We start from the raw sequence: 25891 nt of genomic DNA on the forward strand, positions 1-25891 counted from the left end.
AATTCAAAAATACATTTATGCTTAGCAAAAACCAAATAAAACTTGTCTCTAGTTTACAACAAAAAAAATACAGGAAAGAATACGGCTTGTTTTTAGCGGAAGGAATCAAGGTTATTCGTGAACTTTTAGAATCTAAGTTTGAGCTAGAGTATTTGTATATGACAGAAAATTTATTTGAAGAATTGCCTGCTAAATTTAAAATGTTAGTGTCTGTTGCTGAATTAAATAAAATGAGTGCTTTAAGTACAGCAAATAATTGTTTAGCTTTATTTAGAATTCCAAAAGATCAATTGTTGAAAGAAACAGGACTTATAGTAGCACTGGATGATATTAGAGATCCAGGTAACTTGGGTACGATAATTAGACTTTGTGATTGGTTTGGTGTTGCTCAGATTGTATGTACTAAAGAAACGGTAGATTTATATAATCCAAAAGTGGTACAGGCCACCATGGGATCTATAGCTAGAGTTGATGTTCATTATATTGATTTAGAATCATTTTTGAGTACAACAAAACTTCCTATTTATGGGGCTTTTATGGAGGGTAATAATATATATAAAGAAGAGCTTTCTAAGCAAGGTATAATTGTTTTAGGTAATGAAGCAAACGGTATTTCCAAAAAAATAGAAAATAAAGTTTCGCATAAAATAGCAATACCTCAATTTGGCGATTTACAAAAAACGGAAAGTTTGAATGTAGCTACAGCTACTGCAATAGTTTTAAGTGAGTTTAAGAGGACTTTTTAATGAAAAGCAAAATTTATGAAAATACCCCTTGTATTCATACTATCAATATTTCCAGTCCATGGACTATTAGGATTGTTGTCAGGGATTATTTCATTATTAAACCCGAAAATGCCTCTTATAGAAGGTGAAAATTTAAAATATTCAAGATAAATGTCAATACCAGCTCCTAACTCATAGTTATTACTCTGTTTAATCATTCTAAAGCGGTTAGCAAAATTATCATCTAGAGATTCAGCGTTGCTAGATAAATTGATAGATCTAGAAATACCGCCTACTATATAAGGTTTGATATTTCCTGTACGTTTTGATGAAAATTTCAAAAGAAGGGGGAAATGAATGTAAGTTGATTTTGCTTCTCTGAGTTCATCTCGACTTTCTTTCATATTAGGAAAATGAAGATTTCTTTGTCCGTAATGTAATCCTGGTTCAAAACGTAAATCAATATGTTCGTGTAGCCTTAGGTTGGCTATTAGTCCTACATTAAAACCTGTTTGACTATCTACAATAACATCTTGTCCATTTTGCTTTTTGCTGATTTTAAAATCATAATTATTAAATCCTAAGAAAAAACCAAAATGAATTCGCTGTTTATCAAAATTAGCTAGATTGATTAATGGTTTTTTTGCAAACATGTGTTTGGTAAAAGGAGATTGACCTAAAACAGGAAATGCAAATAGTAATAATATTAAATATTGTTTCATTTTTTATTTTTTTGAAGCAGAATAAATTGTCGCAACTCCCATAGTTTGTGGAGCATGCTTTACATCTATAAACCCAATTTTTTGTAAAATATTGTTTAACGTTTCTCCATAAGGAAAAATAGATGCTGAATCTGCTAGATAACGATAAGCTACTTTGTCTTTAGAGAATATTTTTCCTATTAAAGGCATAATCGTTTGAGTGTAAAAATGATAACCTTGTTTAAAAGGGAATTTTTCAGGGACAGAAGTTTCTAGAATAACAAAAATACCTTCTGGTTTTAATACCCTGTAAATTTCGGAAAGACCTTTTTCTAAATTCTCAAAATTTCGAATGCCAAAACTTACTGTTATAGCATCAAAGCTGTTCTCCTCGAAAGGAATATTTTCAGAATCGCCTAATATGAGTTCAATTTGATTAGATAACCCCTTTTTGTTTATTTTTTCTCGACCAACTTCTAGCATTCCTGCAGAAATATCTAAACCTATAATTTTTTCAGCTTTTGTATCTTTCATTAAGATGGCTAAATCCCCTGTTCCTGTAGCTATATCTAGTATTTTTTTAGGACGAATAGTGCTTACTAATTTTACAATATTTTTTCGCCACTGCACATCTATCCCGAATGAGATCACGCGATTTAAGCTGTCGTATTCATGAGATATCGTATCAAACATTTTAGATACTTGTTCTTTTTTGCTTGAGTCAGAATTTTTATAAGGTTTTGTACTAATTGACATAAGAAAATATTTGAAGCAAATATAAAATTTAATTTTGAATGAGGAATAAGGTTGTTGATTGATAAATAAGAGGCGTGAAAATTGAGGCTTATTTATTGTTGTGTTCTTTTGGAGAAGAAAAGTTTTTTGAAATGTTAAACTCAATTAATGTTATTTTGAAATAATACATATTTAACCTAAATTATGAGTAAAGAAGGGGGGAAATAAAATGAAGGAAATTTTTCTTTTGTAGATGTGGTTTTATTATACTAAGGATAAAATAAGAGTGCTTTTTAGGTTCAAAAATTTTTTGTTTGTGATAAATTTTTATCACCTAATACCATCTAACTTTGAAATTTCCTCATAATACTTTTTTACCCCTGAGACTGCCCAAAAAGCTGACAATCTTGTCATTTCGACCAAAGGGAGAAATCACATAATATTGATTATCAAACTCCTCCTTACGCAGGAGTGACAAACCGCATGTTGATTTATACCATCTAACTTTGAAATTTCCTCATAATACTTTTTTACCCCTGAGACTGCCCAAAAAGCTGACAATCTTGTCATTTCGACCAAAGGGAGAAATCACATAATATTGATTATGAGACTCCTCCTCACGCAGGATTACGCAGGAGTGACAAACCGCATGTTGATTTATACTATTTAAACTTTGAAATTTCCTCATCATACTATTTTTTTAACCCTGAAACTGCCCAAAAAGCTGACAATCTTGTCATTTCGACCAAAGGGAGAAATCACACAATGTTGATTATAAGACTCCTCCTCACGTCGGAGTAACAAACCGCATGTTAATTTAGACACTATCCTACAAAAGCAATAAAAATTAGTCTTGATTCTCGATGCGCTTCACGCTCGAACGAACGATGATTTTAATTATATACTCAACCAGAATCCTCCGAAATTTAAGATCAACATCAAAGATTATTTTTTGTAAATTTGACAAAGAAAACAAGTTGAGAACATGAAGGCAAAATACATCAATCCCTTTACGGATTTTGGGTTTAAGAAGATATTTGGGGAAGAAGCCAGTAAAAACCTACTTATCGACTTCCTCAATGCCTTGTTGCCAGAATATGACCAGATCAAAGAACTTTCTTTTAAAAACACCGAGCAACTCGGGCAGAGTGACCTCGACAGAAAAGCCATCTACGACATCTATTGCGAAAACGAAAAAGGCGAAAAATTCATCGTAGAACTCCAAAAAGCCAAGCAAAACTACTTCAAAGAAAGAACCATCTATTACTCCACATTTCCCATTAGAGAACAAGCCGAAAAAGGCGAATGGAACTATAATTTGAAAGCGGTTTATTGCGTAGGTGTTTTAGATTTCACCTTCGACGATTACGAAACAGAACCCGAAAGAAGCGAAGTAGTGCATACCATCAAACTAAAAAACCAAAACGGAAAAGTATTTTACGATAAACTGACCTATATCTACTTAGAAATGCCCAATTTTGACAAACAGGAAAACCAATTAAATTCCCGTTTAGACAAATGGTTATATTTCATCAAAAACTTGGAAGATTTTCAAAATATTCCCACAATTTTCAAAGACGAAGTATTTACCCAAGCCTTTGAAAAAGCAGAATTGGCAAATTTCGGGCAATTAGATTTAGACAAATACGAGAGCAGCCTTAAAGTTTACCGAGATCTAAAAGGCGTTATCGACACTGCTTTCGACGAAGGAAAGATGGAAGGATTAATTGAAGGAAAGATGGAAGGATTAATTGAAGGAGAAATAAAAGGAGAAATAAAAGGAAAAATTGAAGGAAAAATTGAAGGAAAAATTGAAGGAAAAATTGAAGGAAAAATTGAAGGAAAAATTGAAGGAAAAATTGAAGGAAAAATTGAAGGAAAAATTGAAGGAAAAATTGAAGGAAAAATTGAAACGGCTAAATCCTTAAAAAGATTAGGTGTTTCAGTAGAAATCATTACGCAGGCAACAGGCTTAACCAAAGAAGAAATCAACAAATTATAATAAGGCACTACCGCCAACAGCTAAGGTTTCGTTGGGCTCGAAGAGCTAACAATCAAACTCGTGTTGAAAGCAACTGCTTACACTTTCGCTCACTATGGGGATTTATAGGTAAAAATTTAAGAATATACAAGAGGCATAAACGCCTCTTTTTTTGAAGTTATTTTATTTTGTTTTTTTACACCATCTAACTTTGAAATTTCCTCATAATACTATTTTTTTAACCCTGAGACTGCCCAAAAAGTTCGCAATCTTGTCATTTCGACCAAAGGGAGAAATCACATACTATTGATTATAAAACTCCTCCTTACGCAGGAGTACAAACCGCATGTTGATTTATACCATCTAACTTTGAAATTTCTTCATCATACTATTTTTTTAACCCTGAAACTGCCCAAAAAATTCACAATCTTGTCATTTCGACCAAAGGGAGAAATCACATAGTATTGATTATAAGACTCCTCCTCACGCAGGATTAAGCAGGAGAAACAAACCGCATGTTGATTTATACCATCTAACTTTGAAATTTCCTCATAATACTTTTTTACCCCTGAGACTGCCCAAAAAGTTCACAATCTTGTCATTTCGACCAAAGGGAGAAATCACATACTATTGATTATAAAACTCCTCCTTATGCAGGAGAAACAAACCGCATGTTGATTTATACCATCTAACTTTGAAATTTCCTCATAATACTTTTTTACCCCTGAGACTGCCCAAAAAGTTCACAATCTTGTCATTTCGACCAAAGGGAGAAATCACATACTATTGATTATAAAACTCCTCCTTACTGAGTAACAAACCGCATGTTGATTTATACCATCTAACTTTGAAATTTCCTCATCATACTATTTTTTTAACCCTGAAACTGCCCAAAAAGCTGACAATCTTGTCATTTCGACCAAAGGGAGAAATCACATACTATTGATTATAAAACTCCTCCTTGTGTAGGAGTGACAAACCGCATGTTGATTTATACTATTTAAACTTTGAAATTTCCTCATCATACTATTTTTTTAACCTTGAGACTGTCCAAAAAGTTCGCAATCTTGTCATTTCGACCAAAGGGAGAAATCACACAATGTTGATTATAAGACTCCTCCTCACGTCGGAGTAACAAACCGCATGTTAATTTAGACACTATCCTACAAAAGCAATAAAAATTAGTCTTGATTCTCGATGCGCTTCACGCTCGAACGAACGATGATTTTAATTATATACTCAACCAGAATCCTCCGAAATTTAAGATCAACATCAAAGATTATTTTTTGTAAATTTGACAAAGAAAACAAGTTGAGAACATGAAGGCAAAATACATCAATCCCTTTACGGATTTTGGGTTTAAGAAGATATTTGGGGAAGAAGCCAGTAAAAACCTGCTTATCGACTTCCTCAATGCCTTGTTGCCAGAATATGACCAGATCAAAGAACTTTCTTTTAAAAACACCGAGCAACTCGGGCAGAGCGACCTCGACAGAAAAGCCATTTACGACATCTATTGCGAAAACGAAAAAGGCGAAAAATTCATCGTAGAACTCCAAAAAGCCAAGCAAAACTACTTCAAAGAAAGAACCATCTATTACTCCACATTTCCCATTAGAGAACAAGCCGAAAAAGGAGAATGGAACTATAACTTGAAAGCGGTTTATTGCGTAGGTGTTTTAGATTTCACCTTCGACGATTACGAAACAGAACCCGAAAGAAGCGAAGTAGTGCATACCATCAAACTAAAAAACCAAAACGGAAAAGTATTTTACGATAAACTGACTTATATCTACTTAGAAATGCCCAATTTTAACAAACAGGAAAACCAATTAAATTCCCGTTTAGACAAATGGTTATATTTCATCAAAAACTTGGAAGATTTTCAAAATATTCCTACAATTTTCAAAGACGAAGTATTTACCCAAGCCTTTGAAAAAGCAGAATTGGCAAATTTCGGGCAATTAGATTTAGACAAATACGAGAGCAGCCTTAAAGTTTACCGAGATCTAAAAGGCGTTATCGACACTGCTTTCGACGAAGGAAAGATGGAAGGAAAGATGGAAGGAAAGATGGAAGGATTAATTGAAGGAGAAATAAAAGGAAAAATTGAAACGGCTAAATCCTTAAAAAGATTAGGTGTTTCAGTAGAAATCATTACGCAGGCAACAGGCTTAACCAAAGAAGAAATCAACAAATTATAATAAGGCACTACCGCTAACAGCTAAGGTTTCGTTGGGCTCGAAGAACCAATAATGAATTGTAATCACTGAACACAAAAAAACAAATAAAAACAAAGTGAAGTAAACCCGTGTTGAACGCAACTGCTTACACTTCCGCCCACTATGGGGATTTCAAACTAAAATATATTCACTACTGTTATCATCAAAATAAGTGGTTTTTTTATTATAAATATAATACTCATTAGATGCGCCTCTAAAAATCACCTCTTTTTTAGGTGTGATTTCTAGGGCGCAATAACTATGTAAATAGTTTATTCTAAAATCTGGATCATATTTGTATTTTTCATATACATAATACGTGCTTTTGCCACAAGCTATTAATGTCATAAAAGTAAGTAATACAACAATTTTTTTCATTGTGTTATAGTTTTTAAAACGGTAATTTCAACGCCTTTTTCTTGTATGATGCGCCATTGTTTTTGGGTATAGGATTTGCGTTCAAAATCGGGGTTAATATCCGATGAATTTGCTTTTTGGTAATAATCCATATAGTTGTCTAAGGTTTCTGATTGGGTTTTCCAGTTAGGATAAACGACTAAACCATCAGCCGTTTCTTTTTCTGTTTTTAAAACTTTAAGTTTATTTTTTAACTCCTCTTTGGTTTCTGTCTGTATTGCACTCAATTCTTGATTTGAATCTAAATAAAACTGATGGTTTTGTTCGGATATTAATGCGCCTTCATTTTTAGGTTTTTTTTAAGGTTAATACGGTTTATCAACGTGTAATACTTTGCCCGCAAATTTTCTAGGATCTTTAAAATGTGTGTATTTTAACCTACGACATTTCCTTTTAAATTTATTATAGTCTATCTTTTTTACTTTCACTAAATAAGGTGGAAACCAAGGGATATTAGCACTTCTAAAAGCAACTTCACTTTTAATAAAATCGATCACATTATTAGTTTTAGAAAGCACTAATGAATCTTTGTTCTTTTCATCAAATCCATATTTTATATATTGTTTATTCCAATTTTTAGCATTATAGTAATCATTGATTGAGATAGATTGAAATTTGTATTTTTCAGTTTCTATTTCATAAACATCAGGTGAGAAATAAAAACACTCGGAAGGTCTTTGACAAAAATAGATTCCATATTCATCTATCCAAGTAGCTTCTTTATCGCTATATATATATATATATGAACTACTATTATCATCAAAATAAGTGGTTTTTTTATTATAAATATAATACTCATTAGATGCGCCTCTAAAAATCATCTCTTTTTTAGGTGTGATTTCTAGGGCGCAATAACTATGTAAATAGTTTACTCTAAAATCTGGATCATATTTGTATTTTTCATATACATAATACGTGCTTTTGCCACAAGCTATTAATGTCATAAAAGTAAGTAATACAACAATTTTTCTCATTGTGTTATAGTTTTTAAAACGGTAATACGTTCTCCTTTTTCTTGCATGATGCGCCATTGTTTTTGGGTATAGGATTTGCGTTCAAAATCGGGGTTAATATCCGATGAATTTGCTTTTTGGTAATAATCCATATAGTTGTCTAAGGTTTCTGATTGGGTTTTCCAGTTGGGATAAACGACTAAACCATCAGCCGTTTCTTTTTCTGTTTTTAAGACTTTAAGTTTATTTTTTAACTCTTCTTTGGTTTGCGCTTGTGTTGCACTCAATTCTTGACTTGAGTCTAAATAAAACTGATGGTTTTCTTCGGATATTAATGCGCCTTCATTTTTAGGATTTTTTTAAGGTTAATACGGTTTATCAACGTGTAATACTTTGCCCCCAAATTTTCTAGGATCTTTAAAATGTGCGTATTTTAACCTACGACATTTCCTTTTAAATTTATTATAGTCTATCTTTTTTACTTTCACTAAATAAGGTGGAAACCAAGGGATATTCGCTTTTTTAAAACCTATATCTTCTTTAATAAAATTCTTCATCATATTATTATTTAATGCAAAAAGGGTATCCGTTTTAGCATCTCTATACATATAGGATATATATTCTTTATCCCAATTTTTACCATTGTATATATTGTTAATTATAGAGAATCTAAATTTAAATTTTCTAGTATTTATTTGATAATCATCAAGTGAGAAATAATAACAATCAGACTGTCTTCGACAAAAATCTACATCATATTCACTTATATAAGATGCTTCTTTATCGCTATATATATATATATATGAACTACTGTTATCATCAAAATAAGTGGTTTTTTTATCTTTAATTACATATCGTCTAGATGATCCTCTAAAAATCACCTCTTTTTTAGGTGTGATTTCTAGGGCGCAATAACTGTATAAATAATCTTTTCCTGAATCAGGGTCGTAATCATACTCTTCAAAGGCATAATACGTGCTTTTGCCACAGGATATTAACACTGTAAAAATGAGTAAAATAATAATTCTTTTCATTATTGTATAGTTTTTAAAACGGTAATTTCAACGCCTTTTTCTTGCATGATGCGCCATTGTTTTTGGGTATAGGATTTGCGTTCAAAATCGGGGTTAATATCCGATGAATTTGCTTTTTGGTAATAATCCATATAGTTGTCTAAGGTTTCTGATTGGGTTTTCCAGTTAGGATAAACGACTAAATCATCAGCCGTTTCTTTTTCTGTTTTTAAAACTTTAAGTTTATTTTTTAACTCCTCTTTGGTTTGCGCTTGTGTTGCACTCAATTCTTGATTTGAGTCTAAATAAAACTGATGGTTTTGTTCGGATATTAATGCGCCTTCATTTTTAGGGTTTTTTTAAGGTTAATACGGTTTATCAACGTGTAATACTTTGCCCCCAAATTTTCTAGGATCTTTAAAATGTGCGTATTTTAATCTTGAACATTGTTCTTTAAATTTATTATAGTCTATCTTTTTTACTTTCACTAAATAAGGTGGAAACCAAGGGATGTTAGCGTATTTAAGACCTGTATCATTTTTAATAAAATTACTTACACTATTTGCTTTAGAGAGTATAATAGAGTCTTTATTTTTTTCGTCATAGCTATACATTACATATTGCTTATTCCAATTTTTTATATTGTAGAAATCATTAATATCTACTGATTTAAATCTAAATTCATTTGTATTTATTTGAATATCGGTAGGTGAAAAATAAAAACATTCAGAAGATTTTCTACAAAATAATATACCATATTCACCTATATTAGTAGCTTCTTTATCGCTATATATATATATATATTCACTGCTATTATCATCAAAATAAGTGTTTTTTTTGTCTTTAATTATATACCTACTCGATGATCCTCTAAAAATCACCTCTTTTTTAGGTGTGATTTCCAGGGCGCAATAACTATCTAAGTAGTTTATTCTAAAATCTGGATCATATTTGTATTTTTCATATACATAATACGTGCTTTTGCCACAAGACAATAAGATACTAAACGTTAGTAATGCAATAATTTTTCTCATTGTGTTATAGTTTTTAAAACGGTAATTTCAACGCCTTTTTCTTGCATGATGCGCCATTGTTTTTGGGTATAGGATTTGCGTTCAAAATCGGGGTTAATATCCGATGAATTTGCTTTTTGGTAATAATCCATATAGTTGTCTAAGGTTTCTGATTGGGTTTTCCAGTTAGGATAAACGACTAAACCATCAGCCGTTTCTTTTTCTGTTTTTAAAACTTTAAGTTTATTTTTTAATTCCTCTTTGGTTTGCGCTTGTGTTGCACTCAATTCTTGATTTGAGTCTAAATAAAACTGATGGTTTTCTTCGGATATTAATGCGCCTTGTGTTTGCAAATTCCCTAAAATGGCACCTATAAAGTTGTTTTCAAAAGCTTCTCCCATTCGGTTCATCTTAATAGTGATTTTAATCGCATTGTATAAGTGTTGTGCATTAGTTCCTGTTTGCATGGGTTGTATTTCATTTATTGTTTGTAATTTCCCCTCTAACTCTTTAATTTCAGCTTCAATATCTTCTTTATACCGTTTATTCTTGATTCTTTTTTCATAGTTCCCAAGCAATTCTTCAAACGGATGTTCCAATCCTAAACTATGTCCTAGCTCGTGCAGTATCGTCGTAATATTATCAGCGGCTTTAAGCCCTGAATCAAATATATAACATACCCCTGTACCAAGCAAAGAATAGGCCTGTACTAGTCTAGGCAGTACTAAGGTTCCATTGTCATCTGTTTCTATAGTGCTACTATCGCCCCCGCCGTGTATATCTTTACTATAAAACAAATGAAGGGTATTCTGTTTGTTAAGGGGCATTGTACCGCCGCCCTCACTGCTTTGTTGTTTTAGTTTTAGATACTTACTATACTCAGCTTGTACCTTAGGATGGTTCCAAGCTTTAGTAACAATTTTTTCTTGGTGTTTTTTTTGTGCATACACTAAATCTTGGCCTAGTTTATAATCAAATTCTTTGTCAAAAGTTTCCAGTAGCTTAATTTCTTGTTTCTCTATTTGATTTTTTAGTTCTTCGGGATTGCCCGTGCTTATTTTGTTTAACGCACTGGTGTATTTTGACTCGATTAATGAGTTAAACTCTTTTCTTAATTTATCTTTATTGTCTTTTTCTACTTTCCTTCCGTATAACAACCCATTTAGCTCAAACAAATACTGTTGGTCTAAAAATTCCTTTTTGTTAACTATAATTTTTTGGGTTTGGGGGGCTAACTCGCCATAAATATAAGCTTGGTTAAAAGAGTTGTTGTTAAACTTTTTTTCCAGTTCTTTAAAAAGTGGGGCATTGGGTATGCTAACAACATTTAGATTTTCTTGGCTTGAAAAAACAATTTCTACAGGTTGTATAATGGTACTATACCGTTTAGCATTTGCCTTTATAATTAACTGTCCTAATACAAAAACATCGCCTTCTGCAATAGCCGTGATAACCACATCTTTATCAAAAGGTTGTAAACACTCAAGCGTTAAGGCTTGTGGGCTAACATCATTTATTGTAAGGGTCAGGGTGTCATTTCCTACTATTTTTATGGCAGTAGGGTTTGAACTGCTAAAGCGTACTTTGCTAGCATTTTTTAGTTTTGTTTTGGATTCTTTTGCTAGTACATATACAGTTATCGTACTTTTTTTGTTGTCTTGATTGCCTTCTACACCTGGCGGATACATACTGGCGTAGGCACTCAGGTGTATTTTTTCGTCTTTTACAAGTTCCTCTTTAGGAACAGTATGTAGTAAAGGCTGATAGTCTGAATAAGTACCCTCTGCACATACTTGGCTCTCAAATTTGTCAAAGCCAAATTCTCCTTTATAAAACAAGTCTTTGTTGCCATATTTTCCCTCTGAATGCAGTTTTGAACGGTAAAAATGTATACAAGCAGGAAATATACTGGATTCTATTTCTAATTTAGGAGGTTGTTGGGGTTCTCCATATATTGTCCCTTCTTTTGCGTTTTCTATAATTTTACCGTTAGAGTGAAACTCTATACCTTCTTTTGCAAATATCCTATACGTGCCGCCCGTAATCTTAATTAGATTACCGCCTACAATTCTTGTTCTTGACATAATTAATGGGTATTGGTTTTTTCAGCAGCATTCTTTCTTAACCCAGCGTCGCTGTGTAGTTCCGTGTTTTGTTCGCTTTTACTTATTGCTTTTCCTGCCGCTACTTCATTTCTTTCCTTTTTAGATTCGGTATGCACATCCCCTTGAATGACCTCTACTAATTTACCCGTTATATGAGTCATCATATCCATTCCTATATACGTGTTTTTTACACCTCCTATACTTTCTGTAGATGTACCACTTATGGTATCATTTTCGTTCAATGCTACCAGTTTATACAAATTCCCTCCTATGGTTATCGTAACATCATTACCTACCATTATATTAAAGTTTTTAGGGATATTAAGTGTAGCATTGCCTTGTCCATCAAATTGTAAGTAGTTACCATCTGGGGTGCTTTGTTTCCAGCTTCCCTCGGCATCGTTTGCAAGGGTTTCTATACCGCTACGGGTTTTTATGGCTTTTACATCATTGCCGCTAGTATGGTACCCACTGGTTTCGCTTCCGTTATAATGAGTGCCTAGTACGAAAGGTTTTTCCGCATTGCCGCTTTCAAAACCTACAAGGACTTCTTCGCCTATTTCGGGGATAAAATGAAATCCTTTGCCTGCTCCTGAATGGGGTTGTATTAGGCGAATCCATGGGGTTTTTTGGTTTTTTCTTTCTTGCCATGGAAATTGTACGCGTACACGCCCCATGCTCATAGGATCGTTGTTGTCTACTACCCGTGCGGTTTGTTCTTCGCAATTAGGATAGGTGTTGTCGTCAAAATAAGGAGGGGTCCATAAATCGGGAATGGCTACGAACTCGTTGTAATAGCTATTGCCATCATGAAAATGTTGAATTTCTATGATGCGATAGGTTTCCATAGGGCGGTCGTTTATATCAACTAGTTTGGTTAGATCGCCTTGTTTGAGTTGGGGGTCTTTGCTTTTGCCTTTTACGATCATCAGGTTTTCTCTGAGTTCTTTTTGTTTTCGTACGGCATCTTGTAACTCTCTATCGGTTCGGTTGTTGATACCCGTGGGGTTGTGGAGTTTGTTGGGTTTTTTATGGAATACGTTTTTTGAGGCTTTTAGGGCTACTTGTTGATAGGGGTTGACTTTATTTTGTAATTGAGCCGAGGCGCTATCTCGTTGTAGGCTGGTGCCTGATTCTACATCGTAGGTGGTGTAGGTAAATTGTTGTGGTTTTACTGATATTTCAAAGGATACGTGTACTAGGTCTACACTTTCGTCTAGGTTTATGATTTTAGGGCCTACTTTGTTGCCTAACACTAGGCTCTGTCCGTTGTAATACAGGTATTCGCCATAGCGTATGGCAAGTTGTTGTAAAAATTGATAATCTGTTTGGTTGTATTGTACGGTGTAAGGCAACACATTTTGGGTGTTGTTGTTTCGGACAATGGTATGAAGGGTGTCTTTGGGGTATTGGGCGGTTATGTCTTGAAAGATTTCTTCTAGGGTTTTGTTTTCAAAACTTTGGGATTCAAGTCCTTGTTCTAACATAATGGTAGGAGCGTGTCCTGTAATATATAGTCTGCCGTAACCGTCTTTTTTTAAAAGGTTTAAATGGGTTATAATGCCTGTAAAGGTTTGTTTTATTTCTCCAAATCGGTGTAGGTGGATGTGTATGGTTTTTCCTAGGTAGCTTTTAGAATGTTCCATGATGTAGGCTTCTTCGTTGTCTAGGGAATCGGCACGGGTATCTAGGGTAAAGGTGTCGTGTTCGTTGGTTTTTTGATGGAACTGTAGGTTAAAATGGGATTTTTCTAGGAAGGATTTGCCTTCTATGGTAAGGGTGCAGTAGACTAATGGACTGGATTTGTCGGCTAAAAAGTCTTTAAAGGAACGTAATGAGGCGTATTTTGCTATGTCGTCAGGATGGTTGAGTCTTCCATAATCGCTGTTGTAAGTATCCATATCGTTTAGTTATTTGTTACAATTTATTTGATTTGTTTTTTTTGTATTATTTATGTTATTTTTTCATTATTCAAATATAAAAAAAATATATAATATTTGATTTTTTGTTTTTATACTTTTAATCGGGTTCTTGTCATCCCGACACAAGGAGGGTTCTCATAAAGGGCGTGACATTCGGAGGAATAATCAAGAGGCATTTTACTTCGGGTTCTTGTCATCCCGATCTTAGGAAGGATCTCATAAAATGTGTGACATTCGGAGGAATAATCAAGAGGCATTTTACTTCGGGTTCTTGTCATCCCGATCTTAGGAAGGATCTCATAAAGTGTGTGACATTTGGAGGAATAATCAAGAGGCATTTTACTTCGGGTTCTTGTCATCCCGATCTTAGGAAGGATCTCATAAAGTGTGTGACATTTGGAGGAATAATCAAGAGGCATTTTACTTCGGGTTCTTGTCATCCCGACGTAAGGAGGGATCGCATAAAGAGCGTAACATAACGTTTTTTAATTCTGATGAGACTCCTTCTTACCAGAGAGACAAACTGCATGTTGATTTAGACACTATCCTACAAAATCAATAAAAATGGGTGTTGGTTCTCGATGCGCTCCACGCTCGAACTAACGATGATTTCAATTATATACTCAACCCTTTGTTCGAGTTGTTTTAAAATGAAAAAAACAGATCGAGAATTTTATTTTTTAATCCAGTATGTTTTAAGTTTAAATGGTATAATTTAGGATTTAAAGAGAATTGAATTTGAAAAAAACTACCCAAAAAAAGGAGGTAAACATTTTATTTGACTTCGTTGAACAGATTCAATTAAAAAAGTGATAGAACGCTGATAGCGTAATTTATCGTCTTATAGAAGTAAAACTGAATGTTAAAGTATTCCTTTTTTGGATAGTTTTTAAAATATTTAACTATTTGTAATGAAAAGTTTATAGTTTAATTAAGAGATAAAAACTATTTTATGCTAAATAATCCATCAGGTTTATTTTCTAAAGCATTAAAACGATCAATACATTCTTTTATAAGTTTTTGAGCATCATTGATATCACCCCATCCTTGCACATCTACTTCTTTGTTTTCTAGATCTTTGTAAACCTCAAAGAAATGTTCGATTTCTTTTAATAAATGTGGATTTATGTCAGACAAATCATTTAATTTGTTCCAAATAGGGTCAGAAATAGGTACACAAATAATTTTTTCGTCCGATCCTTTATCGTCCGCCATGTTGAAAACACCAATAGGCTTTACTTCTACGACACAACCTGGAAAAGTAGGTTTAGTAACTAAAACTAAAACATCTAGAGGATCACCATCTAAAGCTAGAGTTTCAGGAATAAAACCATAATCTGCTGGATACATCATAGAAGAGTACAGCATACGATCAAAACGCATTCTTTTTAAATCGAAATCATACTCATATTTATTACGGCTTCCTCTAGGAATTTCGACTAACACGTCAAATGTAGTGATTTTATCAGTAGTCATTATTTTATATATTTAATTTTGAGGGTACAAAGGTACGTTAAAATTTGGAATATAGAAATTGGAAATACTAGTTTTTCAATAAATAGTATCTTGTTTGTCTTGAAAACGAGTTAATTAGTGTTGATATGTGGTTTTTATTTTACGTTTTTGAAGATAATAAGACCATATAAAAAAGAGATATAACTTTTATAAGGAAATCATTTTGAGTATATACGATTATTTTTTCTTTTGTTTCTAAGTTCAATACTTTAAGGGTTTTTAGAATGACGATGTTTTCCAAAGGTAAAAGATTTAGATTGTTGAGGTAAAATATCAGGTAAATACAATAGTCCAATAATTAATTTCCTTTAACTGAATCAGTTCTTTTCTAATATCTTTTGTTGATTTGGATGCTAATGTTGTTGTATTATTTTTTATTTATAAAGACTCCTGCTAAATGTTTGATGTATTTTGATTTTTGTTTGCTGATATGGCAATTTCTGAAATTTTTGATAAATTTTCTGGAGTAATACCAATTAAACTTTGAAATTTCCTCATAATACTATTTTTTTAACCTTGAGACTGTTCAAAAAGTTCGCAATCTTTTCATTTCGACTAAAAGGAAAAATTATATAATGTTGATTTAGACACGATCTTACAAAAGCAATAAAAATTGGTGTTGGTTCTCGATGCGCTTCGTGCTGGAACTAACGACGATTTCGATTATATACCAACCGTTTGTTCGAGTTGTTTTAAAAATGGAAAAAAACAGATCGAGAATTTTACTTTTTAATCCAGTATATTTTAAGTTTAAATGGTATGATTTTTCTGAAAGTTTTTTTAATCGCAAAAAAAGTGGCTTTTGCAGCATCAATAGATATTTGTTGTTCTAATACTAAGATAACAAATGTTTTAAATTGGGGAGGTCGGGAAGGCGTTAATTTAGGCAAACCATATTGGTTTGTGATTTGCCTAAAAATAACGTCTTTTTTTGTAAATATTTAAAAGCGAAAGCTATTAAAATTCAGGAAAGAATCCAAAACGTACCCCAAAAGTAGGAGGAGTGTTACCATTAATATCTGTAAATGCTGAACGCCAAATAAAATCAATTCGGATAGGTTTAAAATTTCCTAAGCCAATATTTTCAATTCCAAAACCATATTCTGAATACCCGTTAGTTGGAGCATTGTAGTTTATAGATGATTGATTGATCGATTTGTTGCTTTGTGAAATACTTCCCCAAATCGTTTTGTAAAATAAAACTTCTCTTAATTTTAGTTTTTTAAGCAATGGAATTCGATTGAATAGATAACCGTTAAAATGATGTTCAAAACGTAAAGAAAAATACTGGTCTGTAACTAAATCATAATAATCTAATAAAGAAAATGAGTTAGGAGAAATGGAATATGCTTGATTAACAACAATGGGCGTTAGTAGATTAAGAGGTAGTTTTTGAAAAACTTTAGCTCCTTCTAATGTGGTTCTCAGTACTCCAAAATTACTTAATTGTAAGGGTTTTTCGTATAATAACTGAATTTTGTCATAATTATATTGTCCGTTAAATGCTCCTTTTAGACCATGAGTATATTTAAGAGCAAATGTGCTATATAGTTTTCCTGTATAAGTTTGGTCTACCCCAAAACCATAAACATCTCGTTTAGGTGTATAAAAAAGACCACAGGTGATAGCAAAATCAGTTAATGTGTTTTTGATTTCGCCATTGTAATCGTATGCTAATGAAAATCTATTAATATTGGCAGATTTCATGAAACGATGCACCAAACTTAAGTTGAATTTTAAGTTATTATGAGGTTGATAATCAGTACTTATTACGCTTTTTTCAATATTTGTTAGACTGTAATTTTCACCTCTTGCAATAATTACATTTGTGCTAGGACCTGTTGCAATAAGTTCGGACTCTTCTAAGCCAACACTGCTTAGTTGTAGGTTGTCTTTTAGGAAGCCTAATCCTAATGTAATACGAGGACTACTGTTAAGTAGATAACGTGTGCTAAGACCGAATTTTAAAGCGTGATCTAGTGTTCCATACGCCATATAGCCGTTTACTCTAAAGAGATCATTAGGGCTTGTAAATGTTCTAAAGCCAGCTTTCAATCTAAAACCTTCTATGTTGTTGTTTGAAAAAGTTTGGTATAGAGAGCCGTATTGTATATTTCTGAAAACAGTAAAGTAACCAGAGGTAAGTATTGTAATTAGATTGGTAACTCTTCTTATTCTTTTGTTATTTCCTAAATCTGTAATGATTTTTCTTGTATTGTTTATTCCAGCTTCACGAGTAGTAAGTTTTTTCCAATAGTCATCTTCTTTTTCAAATTGATTGGCTACTGTTTGAACTTCAACTTGATCGTAGAAACTAGTTGTTAATTCTTGATTAAATATATAGTCAGAGTAGAGTATATTTTTTTTCAAATACATACCTTTTTCTCCATCTTCTTTAGAGAAAAAAGTAAAATCACCTTCATAAGTTTCGCGTTCAGGAAGGTACACGTCATTATCTTGTATGGAATAAATTTTTTCGATAGAAAGGTTTCTCACGAAATTTAAATTTACTTTAGGATTATTACGTAGGTAGATTTCTGTGATTGCAAAATTCTTATCGCTTACTTTAAAAGATCCTTGAAAAAGCAAATCTTGATTGTTTTTAGGGAAATAAAAAATTTCATATATTTTTTTGTTTCCATCTTGGATGCTATCTTTTAAAACATATTCATATTGGCTGTATCCGCGTACTGATAAAGGACTCATAAATACCTTGTTTAGTATTACTACATCATCATCATATACGTCAAAGGGTTTTATAAAATTGCCTATTTTTTCCATCATAAAACCTTTGTCTGCTAATCCAGTAGTTCGTTCTCCTTCGATAACTTCTTTATACCTACTGTTAATATTGTCGCCATAAACCTTCTCATTTGTTTCCTTTAAATAAGTGGGGATTATGTAGTTTGTTTGATTTCTTTTTTGTTCAGCAATTTTTATGACACTGTCATAATGATTTCCCAAGACTCTTTTTAAAAAGACACTGTCTAAATTGCTTAAACCATTTGCTATTGAAGTATATTTAGTGTATTGATAAGATTTAGAAGATACTAAACCGTTTTTCTTTTTGTTTTTCCAGATTTGTTGTAAGATTTTATAGGCAGGATTTTCTTCTTTTTTTAAATGTTTTTTAGGTTTAGCAACTACAACAACTTCCTTTAATTGTTTAGTTGTAGACATGACCACCTTTAAGTTGGTTATAATGGCTGTGTTTAGTTCTACCTCTTTATCTTCAAAGCCTGCATATTTAATAATAATTGTTTTATAATCGTTTGGGGATTCAATATTGAAACTCCCATTTACGTCAGAAGAAATACCCGTTTTATTGCCTTTAAAATAAATGTTGGCAAACGGTAATTGTAAGTTTTGGTCATCATATACTATGCCGCTAACTTTGGTTTGAGCGTTTGTAAATAATGTAAAAAACAATATTATAAAAAAACTAACTTTTTTTTGCATATTTTTTAAAATTAATATATATGTAAAAATAAAGCTCCATCATTTTTTCAAAGATGGAGCTTTATAATGTGTAACATGTATATATAGTTATTATTTATATAATACTTTCTTAACTGCTTTGATCACGTCCTGAGCGTTTGGTAACCATTCTTTTAACAAAGTTGGTGAGTAAGGAGCAGGTGTGTCTGCTGTAGTAATTCTTTGAATAGGCGCGTCTAGATAATCAAAAGCTCTTTCTTGAACTATATAAGTAATTTCAGAAGCTACTGATGCAAAAGGCCAAGCTTCTTCTAGTACCACTAATCTGTTTGTTTTTTTGATAGAGCTTAAAATTGTATCATAATCCATAGGGCGAACTGTGCGTAAATCAATAATTTCAACAGAAATACCTTCTTTTGCTAGTTCGTCAGCAGCTGTATAAGCTTCTTTGATGATTTTTCCGAATGATACTATCGTAACATCCGTGCCCTCGCGTTTGATGTCAGCTACTCCAATAGGAATTGTATATTCTCCTTCGGGTACTTCGCCTTTATCTCCGTACATTTGTTCTGATTCCATGAAAATAACAGGATCATTATCACGAATAGCCGATTTTAAAAGACCTTTAGCGTCATAAGGGGTAGAGGGAACAATAACCTTTAAACCTGGGCAGTTGGCAAACCAGTTTTCAAAAGCTTGTGAGTGTGTGGCAGCTAACTGACCTGCCGAAGCAGATGGTCCTCTAAAAACCATTGGCATAGGAAATTGCCCTGCACTCATTTGTCTCATTTTTGCGGCATTGTTAATAACCTGATCTATACCTCCAACAAGACAAAAGTTAAATGTCATATATTCTACAATTGGTCGGCAACCGTTCATAGCACTACCAACCGCTATGCCTGAAAATCCCATTTCAGCAATTGGTGTGTCTATAACGCGTCTAGAACCAAACTCGTCTAACATTCCTTTTGATGCCTTATATGCACCATTATATTCAGCCACTTCTTCACCCATTAAATACACCGACTCATCACGACGCATTTCCTCGCTCATAGCTTCACAAATGGCTTCTCTAAACTGTATCGTTCTCATAAAATTTTATTAGATTCTACAAAATGAATCGCAAAAGTATGAAATTTTAGACCATCATCAATGAAATTAAAAGAGAAACTATCGAAAAAATCATAAAAAAATATTATGCACGCATAATATTTGTATCTATATTTTAGTTATATTTGTAATTCTATAAATTTTAAACCAATTTGATTAACAATGAAAATATTAGTTTGCATCAGTCACGTACCTGATACTACTTCAAAAATTAATTTTACCAATGGTGATTCAGAATTTGATACTAATGGGGTACAATATGTAATTAATCCAAATGATGAATTTGGATTAACTAGAGCGGTAATGTTTCAAGAACAACAAGGTGCTACAGTTACGGTGGTAAATGTAGGTGAAGCTGATACAGAGCCAACTTTAAGAAAAGCATTAGCCATTGGAGCAAATGATGCAATTCGTGTGAACGCAAATCCTACAGATGGTTTGTTTGTTGCAAAACAATTGGCAGAAGTAATTAAAAATGGTGGTTTTGACTTAATAATTGCAGGGAAAGAATCATTAGACTACAACGGAGGAATGGTTCCTGGTATGACAGCTGGCCTATTAGGATATAATTTTATTAATTCATGTATTGACCTAAAAATTGAAGGTAATGCAGTAACAGCCGCTCGCGAAATTGATGGAGGAAAAGAAGTAGTTACTACATCATTACCCCTTATTGTGGGAGGACAAAAAGGATTAGTAGAAGAAAAAGATTTACGTATTCCTAATATGCGTGGAATTATGACTGCCAGAACAAAACCTCTTAGCGTTGTAGAACCTGTAGGAGCAGATGTTGCAACAAAAGCAGTGAAGTTTGAAAAACCAGCACCAAAACAAGAAGTAAAACTAGTAAGTCCAGATAATTTAGATGAACTTATTAATCTATTACACAACGAAGCTAAAGTTATCTAATTTTAAATTTTGAATTTTAAATAGTACTTTATAATGGTGTATTTAAAATTTATAATTCAACGTTCAAATAAAATAGTAAAATATTATGTCAATTTTAATATATGCAGAATCAGCTGAAGGGAAATTCAAAAAAGTAGCATTTGAATTAGCTTCATACGCAAAGAAAATAGCAGAATCTACTGGGACAACAGTGACGGCCTTAACAATTAACGCAGGAGATGTTTCAGAATTAGGTAAATATGGTGTAGATAAAGTATTGAAAGTATCTAATGATAAATTAAATAATTTTAATGCTAAAGTTTATGCAGATGTAATTAAACAAGCAGCGGTAAAAGAGACTTCTAGTGTAGTAGTATTGTCTTCTACTACAGATTCTTTGTATTTAGCACCTCTTGTGGCAGTAAACCTAAGTGCTGGTTACGCTTCTAATGTAGTGGCTCTACCTGTAAGCACATCTCCATTTCAGGTAAAAAGAAATGCTTTTTCTAACAAAGCCTTTAATGTAACACAAATTGATACCGATGTAAAAGTATTAGCTATTGCAAAAAATAGCTTTGGATTAGTAGAGTTAGCGGGTTCTGCTACAGATGAAGATTTTGCTCCAGTTATTTCTGATGCAGATTTTGGAGTACAAACTCAATCAGTAGAAAAAGGATCGGGAAAAGTTACTATTGCAGATGCGGACGTAGTAGTTTCAGGAGGTCGTGGATTAAAAGGACCAGAAAATTGGGGAATGATTGAAGAATTAGCAACCATTTTAGGAGCTGCAACTGCATGTTCTAAACCTGTTTCTGATTTGGGTTGGAGACCTCATAGTGAACACGTTGGACAAACAGGTAAACCTGTAGCTACTAACCTATATATTGCCGTTGGTATTTCAGGAGCAATTCAACACATTGCAGGAGTTAACTCTTCTAAAGTAAAAGTAGCAATTAACTCAGATCCAGAAGCTCCTTTCTTTAAAGTTGCAGATTATGGAGTTGTTGGAGATGCTTTTCAAGTAGTTCCCGCTTTAATTGAAAAATTAAAAGCATTTAAAGCTCAAAATTCATAGTTAGGTCATTTAAAATAATCTTTAAAAGAGCCATATTATGGCTCTTTTTTTATTAACAGTACAAAGTTTTTTGTTACTTTGCAAGATATATTCACAGCCAAAAAAATGAGTTTAGTTAGACTATCTATTAAAGGAATTTCATATAGCCAAACACAAAATGGAGCTTATGCCTTGATTTTAAATGAAGTAGAAGGAGATCGAAAATTGCCTATCGTTATAGGAGCTTTTGAAGCACAGTCAATTGCTATAGCTTTAGAAAAAGAGATTCGGCCTCCAAGACCTCTTACCCATGATTTGTTTAAAAATTTCGCAGATCGGTTTGATATAATCGTCAAACAAGTAATTATACATAAATTAGTAGATGGGGTTTTTTACTCAAGTATGATTTGTGAACGTGATAAAATTGAAGAAATTATAGATGCCAGAACTTCTGATGCTATAGCATTAGCATTGCGATTTGATGCCCCAATTTTTACTTATAAAAATATTTTAGACAAAGCAGGGATTTATTTGAGTACTTCTTCGGAGGAAAATATGGCAACAGATGAAGATGTGCTTTCAACACCTGAAACTTTTGGAGCTTCACAAGAAGAGGATAGAACATCTGCTTATTCAAAGTTGAGTTTAGCGGAGCTAAATGATCTGATGGAAGAAGCTGTTCAAGATGAAGATTATGAAAAAGCAGCTAAAATTCGTGATGAAATAAATAAAAGAGAATCTTAAATAAAAAGAGATTCATTTATGTGAATTAGACTAATAAAAGTATAAATAAATCAAAAATGAAACAATATTTAGATTTAGTTAAACATGTTTTAGAAAACGGGAATCAAAAAGGAGATAGAACAGGAACAGGTACAAAAAGTGTTTTTGGTTATCAGATGCGTTTCGATTTAAATGAAGGATTTCCTATGGTAACAACAAAAAAACTACATCTAAAATCTATAATTTATGAACTCCTTTGGTTTTTAAAAGGGGATACAAATATTCAATACCTAAAAGAAAATGGGGTGCGTATTTGGGATGAATGGGCAGATGAAAAAGGTAATTTGGGTCCCATATACGGTCATCAATGGCGCAATTGGAATAATGAAGAAATAGATCAGATAACAGAGTTGATAGAAACTTTAAAGAAAAATCCTAATAGTAGGAGAATGTTAGTATCAGCTTGGAATCCTTCAGTTTTGCCTGATGATAAAAAAAACTTTGCTGAAAATGTTTCATGCGGAAAAGCGGCCTTGCCTCCTTGTCATGCTTTTTTTCAGTTTTATGTAGCTGATGGTAAGTTGTCTTGCCAGTTATATCAAAGAAGTGCAGATATCTTTTTAGGAGTACCTTTTAATATTGCATCCTATGCTTTGCTAACTATGATGATTGCGCAAGTATGTAACTTACAGGTTGGTGATTTTATTCATACCTTTGGAGATGCTCATATATATAATAATCATTTAGAACAGTTAGAGCTACAACTTTCCAGAGAACCACGTTCATTGCCTAAAATGATTTTGAATCCAGAAATTAATAGCATTTTTGATTTTAAATTAGAAGATTTTACTTTGGTAGATTATAATCCACACCCACATATTAAAGGACAGGTAGCAATTTAAGATAATAACAGATGGATGTTAATCAGTATGAACTATATGAATATGCTCGTTTGAGAATCAAACAAAAAAAACGCTTATATATTCATTTTGTAATATGGTTCACGGTTAGTTTGTTTTTATTGTTTATTAGTTACATATTAAATACATTTTCCAATCCTAATAAAGTCTTTTGGATTATAGTTATTTGGACTTTTTTCTTAGTCTTACATTTTATTCGTGTCTTTATAACAGAGCGTTTTATGAATAAAAAATGGGAACGAGAGCAAATTGAAAAATTAGTTTTTAAACAACAGCGAAAGTTAGAACAACTTCAAAAAGAGATTCAAAAGAATGCCTAAAAAAATTATATTAATTGCAGCAGCAGGAGAAAAAAACGAATTAGGAAAAAATAATAGTTTACTTTGGCATTTGCCAGATGATTTTAAGCATTTTAAAGGGTTAACAAGTGGTCATTATATTATTATGGGACGTAAAACTTTTGAAAGTTTTCCTAAGCCACTTCCTAATAGAACCCATATTATTATCACTCGAAATAAAGAATATATTGTTTCAGAAGAATGTATTGTTGTAAATCATGTTGAAGAAGCATTAAAAACTTGTCCTATAGATCAAGACGTATATGTAATAGGAGGAGGTGAGATTTATAAACAATTTATAGAATTGGCAGATGAAATAGAGTTAACAAGGGTGCATAGTCATTTTTTAGAGGCAGATACGTTTTTTCCAGAAATAGATCAAGATAAATGGGAACTTAAAGAGTCTGTTCTTCATCCTAAAGATGAAAAGCATTTGTATTCTTTTTCTTTTGAAAAGTATATTAGGATTTGAATTTACTTTGATTCTTTTTTTGAAAACGTTTTATATTTTGTTGTTGTGCAATTATCTATAAAAGGGTTGAATTAAACCGTTTTTATAAAAAATCAGAATAAAAAACATAATTCTATTCTGATTTTTAATTGCTTGTAAAAGATGTTAGTTTTTGATATGATGCGTTTTAGAACTAAAATAAGCCGTTAATTTTAGCATCAATTTTATTGATAATCATTCCTAAGTCTTCAGGATTATCAACGAAATTAATATTGTCAACGTCAATGATTAATAAATTTCCTTTATTGTAAGTTTGAATCCAAGCTTCATAACGTTCATTCAATCTACTTAAATAATCAATAGAAATTGAATTTTCGTAATCACGTCCGCGCTTGTGAATTTGTCCAACTAAATTAGGAATAGAGCTTCTTAAATAGATTAACAAATCTGGAGGACCTACTAAATTTTCCATTAATTCAAACAAAGAAGTGTAATTTTCGAAATCACGATTACTCATGAGTCCCATGGCATGTAAATTGGGAGCAAATATATGGGCATCCTCATAAATGGTTCTATCTTGAATGATTTTTTTACCACTTTCCCTGATCTTTAAAATTTGTCGAAAACGGCTATTTAAAAAATAAATTTGAAGATTAAAACTCCATCTGTCCATAGAGTGATAAAAGTCGTCTAGGTAAGGGTTTTCATCTACATCTTCAAAATGGGGTTCCCACTTAAAATGTTTAGATAGAAGTCTGGTTAATGTGGTTTTTCCAGCTCCTATATTTCCAGCAACTGCTATATGCATTAGGGTAAAATGATTTTATAATTGGTAATTCCTTGAGCTGTAAAAATAGCTAATTTTTGGTTTTTGTAATAAAAACTTATGAATGAATTTTGGATATTTTCAATCGGAATTGTTTTTTGTTGTTTAATGTCAAAAAGAAAAAGTTTTTTATTTATTTGATATAGAATTATTTTTTCATCACTGATTGAAATTTTATCATATTCAGGTAATTTGCTTAAAAATGTTTTCTTTCCAAAAATGTTGCATTGATAAAAATTATTTTCTGTGTCTATCCAGAAAAAGAGATTATAAGTAGAAAAATAATTTTTGATTGGTTTTTCAAAAATTACACCAATCGTTTGCGTTGTGTTTGTAGTATAGTTGTAGCGTAATAACTGTTGATTGTTTTGGTTAAAAAGCCAATAATTATTTAGACTGGAGATTCCAATGGCTTGTAAGGTAATTGTGTTATTAATATTGTTAAAGTCTGATTTTAGTACTTCATTAAATTGATTGTCTAAAGCAATAATGGTATTAAAGTTTTCAAAAAAAATAAGAATTTTTAAAGGATTTTGTAAGTCAACTTTAGATATTTTTCCTAATGTTATGTTTTTGTATTGGTATTTTTCTGAATCTTTTATCTTAAATAAGGTGTTGTCTTTAATAAAGTATAAAAAGCCTGTATTGTCTTCGCCGATATATTCTTCTGCTTCAATTAATTTAGAATTTATTAATGATACAGTGATTTTTGAAGATTGTGTAAAAGTGAAAATATTTGATAATAATAGTGTTATACATAGCAGTTTTTTCATACTAGAAAGATATATAAAAATAAACAGCCTTACAACTGTAATTTGCAAGGCTGTCTAATTTTGTATTT

At 32.2% G+C, this 25891-nt stretch carries 25 protein-coding genes; 9 read left to right on the forward strand and 16 right to left on the reverse strand.

Annotated elements, in window-relative coordinates; translation table 11 throughout:
* Positions 1–17: 17 nt before the first annotated feature.
* Complete coding sequence (locus ACUXZJ_RS06200) at positions 18–746, forward strand: TrmH family RNA methyltransferase (protein WP_060383349.1); 729 nt, start codon at positions 18–20, stop codon at positions 744–746.
* Here the strand turns inward: ACUXZJ_RS06200 and porT are convergent.
* Both porT and ubiE read right to left on the reverse strand, forming a co-directional pair.
* Positions 743–1447 (reverse strand): type IX secretion/gliding motility protein PorT/SprT, encoded by a 705-nt coding sequence (porT, locus tag ACUXZJ_RS06205; RefSeq protein WP_060383348.1) that lies wholly within the window; start codon positions 1445–1447, stop codon positions 743–745. The two genes, ACUXZJ_RS06200 and porT, sit on opposite strands and share 4 nt — an antisense overlap.
* Before the next feature lie 3 nt (positions 1448–1450).
* A complete protein-coding gene (gene ubiE, locus ACUXZJ_RS06210) occupies positions 1451–2182 on the reverse strand; it encodes a bifunctional demethylmenaquinone methyltransferase/2-methoxy-6-polyprenyl-1,4-benzoquinol methylase UbiE (protein WP_060383347.1) in 732 nt (243 codons plus the stop codon).
* A 964-nt stretch (positions 2183–3146) separates the two neighbouring features.
* On the opposite strand from ubiE, the gene ACUXZJ_RS06215 reads away from it, so the two are divergent.
* A complete protein-coding gene (locus ACUXZJ_RS06215; protein ID WP_446196042.1) occupies positions 3147–4163 on the forward strand; it encodes an Rpn family recombination-promoting nuclease/putative transposase in 1017 nt (338 codons plus the stop codon).
* A gap of 1298 nt (positions 4164–5461) precedes the next feature.
* The gene (locus ACUXZJ_RS06220) at positions 5462–6346 is read left to right on the forward strand and encodes an Rpn family recombination-promoting nuclease/putative transposase (RefSeq protein ID WP_060383345.1); all 885 of its coding nucleotides are present in this window, start codon (positions 5462–5464) and stop codon (positions 6344–6346) included.
* A gap of 150 nt (positions 6347–6496) precedes the next feature.
* Here the strand turns inward: ACUXZJ_RS06220 and ACUXZJ_RS06225 are convergent, their stop codons facing one another.
* The 12 genes from ACUXZJ_RS06225 to ACUXZJ_RS06280 all read right to left on the reverse strand — a co-directional run bounded on the left by ACUXZJ_RS06225 (position 6497) and on the right by ACUXZJ_RS06280 (position 19832).
* Positions 6497–6742 (reverse strand): hypothetical protein, encoded by a 246-nt coding sequence (locus ACUXZJ_RS06225; RefSeq protein ID WP_446196044.1) that lies wholly within the window; start codon positions 6740–6742, stop codon positions 6497–6499.
* A complete protein-coding gene (locus ACUXZJ_RS06230) occupies positions 6739–7008 on the reverse strand; it encodes a hypothetical protein (RefSeq protein ID WP_107317220.1) in 270 nt (89 codons plus the stop codon). Before ACUXZJ_RS06230 ends, ACUXZJ_RS06225 begins: the two co-directional genes overlap by 4 nt.
* A gap of 78 nt (positions 7009–7086) precedes the next feature.
* Positions 7087–7755, reverse strand: a complete 669-nt coding sequence (locus ACUXZJ_RS06235) for a hypothetical protein (protein WP_446196045.1) — start codon at positions 7753–7755, stop codon at positions 7087–7089.
* A complete protein-coding gene (locus ACUXZJ_RS06240; protein WP_376776995.1) occupies positions 7752–8021 on the reverse strand; it encodes a hypothetical protein in 270 nt (89 codons plus the stop codon). The genes ACUXZJ_RS06235 and ACUXZJ_RS06240 overlap by 4 nt, the downstream gene beginning before the upstream one ends.
* A gap of 78 nt (positions 8022–8099) precedes the next feature.
* Positions 8100–8768 (reverse strand): hypothetical protein, encoded by a 669-nt coding sequence (locus ACUXZJ_RS06245; RefSeq protein WP_444670973.1) that lies wholly within the window; start codon positions 8766–8768, stop codon positions 8100–8102.
* Entirely contained in the window at positions 8768–9034 is a 267-nt protein-coding gene (locus ACUXZJ_RS06250; RefSeq protein WP_446196048.1) for a hypothetical protein, read from the reverse strand. Before ACUXZJ_RS06250 ends, ACUXZJ_RS06245 begins: the two co-directional genes overlap by 1 nt.
* A gap of 78 nt (positions 9035–9112) precedes the next feature.
* Entirely contained in the window at positions 9113–9781 is a 669-nt protein-coding gene (locus ACUXZJ_RS06255; protein ID WP_107317223.1) for a hypothetical protein, read from the reverse strand.
* On the reverse strand, positions 9778–11844 hold the full coding sequence (locus ACUXZJ_RS06260; protein WP_446196050.1) for a hypothetical protein: 2067 nt from the start codon (positions 11842–11844) through the stop codon (positions 9778–9780). Before ACUXZJ_RS06260 ends, ACUXZJ_RS06255 begins: the two co-directional genes overlap by 4 nt.
* Positions 11845–11846: 2 nt before the next feature.
* Positions 11847–13766 carry a type VI secretion system Vgr family protein gene (locus ACUXZJ_RS06265; protein ID WP_446196052.1) on the reverse strand — a complete coding sequence of 640 codons (1920 nt, stop codon included), beginning with the start codon at positions 13764–13766 and terminating at the stop codon, positions 11847–11849.
* A gap of 966 nt (positions 13767–14732) precedes the next feature.
* Positions 14733–15263 (reverse strand): inorganic diphosphatase, encoded by a 531-nt coding sequence (locus ACUXZJ_RS06270; RefSeq protein WP_060383331.1) that lies wholly within the window; start codon positions 15261–15263, stop codon positions 14733–14735.
* 996 nt (positions 15264–16259) lie between these two features.
* Positions 16260–18761 carry a DUF5686 family protein gene (locus ACUXZJ_RS06275; protein WP_063743660.1) on the reverse strand — a complete coding sequence of 834 codons (2502 nt, stop codon included), beginning with the start codon at positions 18759–18761 and terminating at the stop codon, positions 16260–16262.
* A gap of 90 nt (positions 18762–18851) precedes the next feature.
* Complete coding sequence (locus tag ACUXZJ_RS06280; RefSeq protein WP_060383328.1) at positions 18852–19832, reverse strand: pyruvate dehydrogenase complex E1 component subunit beta; 981 nt, start codon at positions 19830–19832, stop codon at positions 18852–18854.
* Positions 19833–20012: 180 nt separating this feature from the next.
* Here ACUXZJ_RS06280 and ACUXZJ_RS06285 point away from each other — a divergent pair, with 180 nt between their 5' ends.
* From ACUXZJ_RS06285 to ACUXZJ_RS06310, 6 genes are all read left to right on the forward strand, one after another.
* Positions 20013–20759: an electron transfer flavoprotein subunit beta/FixA family protein gene (locus ACUXZJ_RS06285; RefSeq protein WP_060383327.1), complete on the forward strand. Its 747-nt coding sequence runs from the start codon at positions 20013–20015 to the stop codon at positions 20757–20759.
* 85 nt (positions 20760–20844) lie between these two features.
* Positions 20845–21813: an electron transfer flavoprotein subunit alpha/FixB family protein gene (locus ACUXZJ_RS06290; RefSeq protein ID WP_063743661.1), complete on the forward strand. Its 969-nt coding sequence runs from the start codon at positions 20845–20847 to the stop codon at positions 21811–21813.
* 105 nt (positions 21814–21918) lie between these two features.
* A complete protein-coding gene (locus tag ACUXZJ_RS06295; RefSeq protein ID WP_060383325.1) occupies positions 21919–22536 on the forward strand; it encodes a bifunctional nuclease family protein in 618 nt (205 codons plus the stop codon).
* A 56-nt stretch (positions 22537–22592) separates the two neighbouring features.
* Positions 22593–23417, forward strand: coding sequence for a thymidylate synthase (locus ACUXZJ_RS06300; RefSeq protein WP_060383324.1), 825 nt, complete (start codon positions 22593–22595; stop codon positions 23415–23417).
* A gap of 11 nt (positions 23418–23428) precedes the next feature.
* Entirely contained in the window at positions 23429–23755 is a 327-nt protein-coding gene (locus tag ACUXZJ_RS06305) for a 2TM domain-containing protein (RefSeq protein ID WP_063743662.1), read from the forward strand.
* The gene (locus ACUXZJ_RS06310; RefSeq protein WP_063743663.1) at positions 23748–24245 is read left to right on the forward strand and encodes a dihydrofolate reductase; all 498 of its coding nucleotides are present in this window, start codon (positions 23748–23750) and stop codon (positions 24243–24245) included. The genes ACUXZJ_RS06305 and ACUXZJ_RS06310 overlap by 8 nt, the downstream gene beginning before the upstream one ends.
* A gap of 172 nt (positions 24246–24417) precedes the next feature.
* Here ACUXZJ_RS06310 and ACUXZJ_RS06315 read toward each other — a convergent pair whose 3' ends face one another.
* Both ACUXZJ_RS06315 and ACUXZJ_RS06320 read right to left on the reverse strand, forming a co-directional pair.
* Positions 24418–25032, reverse strand: a complete 615-nt coding sequence (locus ACUXZJ_RS06315) for a deoxynucleoside kinase (protein WP_060383322.1) — start codon at positions 25030–25032, stop codon at positions 24418–24420.
* Positions 25032–25823: a hypothetical protein gene (locus ACUXZJ_RS06320; RefSeq protein ID WP_060383321.1), complete on the reverse strand. Its 792-nt coding sequence runs from the start codon at positions 25821–25823 to the stop codon at positions 25032–25034. Before ACUXZJ_RS06320 ends, ACUXZJ_RS06315 begins: the two co-directional genes overlap by 1 nt.
* Between the last annotated feature and the right edge of the window lie 68 nt (positions 25824–25891).

Source organism: Flavobacterium sp. TN-1 (assembly GCF_052828645.1).

What these genes read in the sequence shown, in the direction of transcription:
- ACUXZJ_RS06310 (WP_063743663.1), top strand. Translation starts at nt 23,748, where the DNA reads ATGCCTAAAAAAATTATATTAATTGCAGCAGCAGGAGAAAAAAACGAA.
- ACUXZJ_RS06235 (WP_446196045.1), bottom strand. Translation starts at nt 7,755, where the DNA reads ATGAGAAAAATTGTTGTATTACTTACTTTTATGACATTAATAGCTTGT.
- ACUXZJ_RS06300 (WP_060383324.1), top strand. Translation starts at nt 22,593, where the DNA reads ATGAAACAATATTTAGATTTAGTTAAACATGTTTTAGAAAACGGGAAT.
- ACUXZJ_RS06295 (WP_060383325.1), top strand. Translation starts at nt 21,919, where the DNA reads ATGAGTTTAGTTAGACTATCTATTAAAGGAATTTCATATAGCCAAACA.
- ACUXZJ_RS06320 (WP_060383321.1), bottom strand. Translation starts at nt 25,823, where the DNA reads ATGAAAAAACTGCTATGTATAACACTATTATTATCAAATATTTTCACT.
- ACUXZJ_RS06260 (WP_446196050.1), bottom strand. Translation starts at nt 11,844, where the DNA reads ATGTCAAGAACAAGAATTGTAGGCGGTAATCTAATTAAGATTACGGGC.
- ACUXZJ_RS06265 (WP_446196052.1), bottom strand. Translation starts at nt 13,766, where the DNA reads ATGGATACTTACAACAGCGATTATGGAAGACTCAACCATCCTGACGAC.
- ACUXZJ_RS06275 (WP_063743660.1), bottom strand. Translation starts at nt 18,761, where the DNA reads ATGCAAAAAAAAGTTAGTTTTTTTATAATATTGTTTTTTACATTATTT.
- ACUXZJ_RS06290 (WP_063743661.1), top strand. Translation starts at nt 20,845, where the DNA reads ATGTCAATTTTAATATATGCAGAATCAGCTGAAGGGAAATTCAAAAAA.
- porT (WP_060383348.1), bottom strand. Translation starts at nt 1,447, where the DNA reads ATGAAACAATATTTAATATTATTACTATTTGCATTTCCTGTTTTAGGT.
- ACUXZJ_RS06200 (WP_060383349.1), top strand. Translation starts at nt 18, where the DNA reads ATGCTTAGCAAAAACCAAATAAAACTTGTCTCTAGTTTACAACAAAAA.
- ACUXZJ_RS06285 (WP_060383327.1), top strand. Translation starts at nt 20,013, where the DNA reads ATGAAAATATTAGTTTGCATCAGTCACGTACCTGATACTACTTCAAAA.
- ACUXZJ_RS06280 (WP_060383328.1), bottom strand. Translation starts at nt 19,832, where the DNA reads ATGAGAACGATACAGTTTAGAGAAGCCATTTGTGAAGCTATGAGCGAG.
- ACUXZJ_RS06220 (WP_060383345.1), top strand. Translation starts at nt 5,462, where the DNA reads ATGAAGGCAAAATACATCAATCCCTTTACGGATTTTGGGTTTAAGAAG.
- ACUXZJ_RS06245 (WP_444670973.1), bottom strand. Translation starts at nt 8,768, where the DNA reads ATGAAAAGAATTATTATTTTACTCATTTTTACAGTGTTAATATCCTGT.
- ACUXZJ_RS06305 (WP_063743662.1), top strand. Translation starts at nt 23,429, where the DNA reads ATGGATGTTAATCAGTATGAACTATATGAATATGCTCGTTTGAGAATC.
- ACUXZJ_RS06215 (WP_446196042.1), top strand. Translation starts at nt 3,147, where the DNA reads ATGAAGGCAAAATACATCAATCCCTTTACGGATTTTGGGTTTAAGAAG.
- ACUXZJ_RS06315 (WP_060383322.1), bottom strand. Translation starts at nt 25,032, where the DNA reads ATGCATATAGCAGTTGCTGGAAATATAGGAGCTGGAAAAACCACATTA.
- ACUXZJ_RS06225 (WP_446196044.1), bottom strand. Translation starts at nt 6,742, where the DNA reads ATGAAAAAAATTGTTGTATTACTTACTTTTATGACATTAATAGCTTGT.
- ACUXZJ_RS06255 (WP_107317223.1), bottom strand. Translation starts at nt 9,781, where the DNA reads ATGAGAAAAATTATTGCATTACTAACGTTTAGTATCTTATTGTCTTGT.
- ubiE (WP_060383347.1), bottom strand. Translation starts at nt 2,182, where the DNA reads ATGTCAATTAGTACAAAACCTTATAAAAATTCTGACTCAAGCAAAAAA.
- ACUXZJ_RS06270 (WP_060383331.1), bottom strand. Translation starts at nt 15,263, where the DNA reads ATGACTACTGATAAAATCACTACATTTGACGTGTTAGTCGAAATTCCT.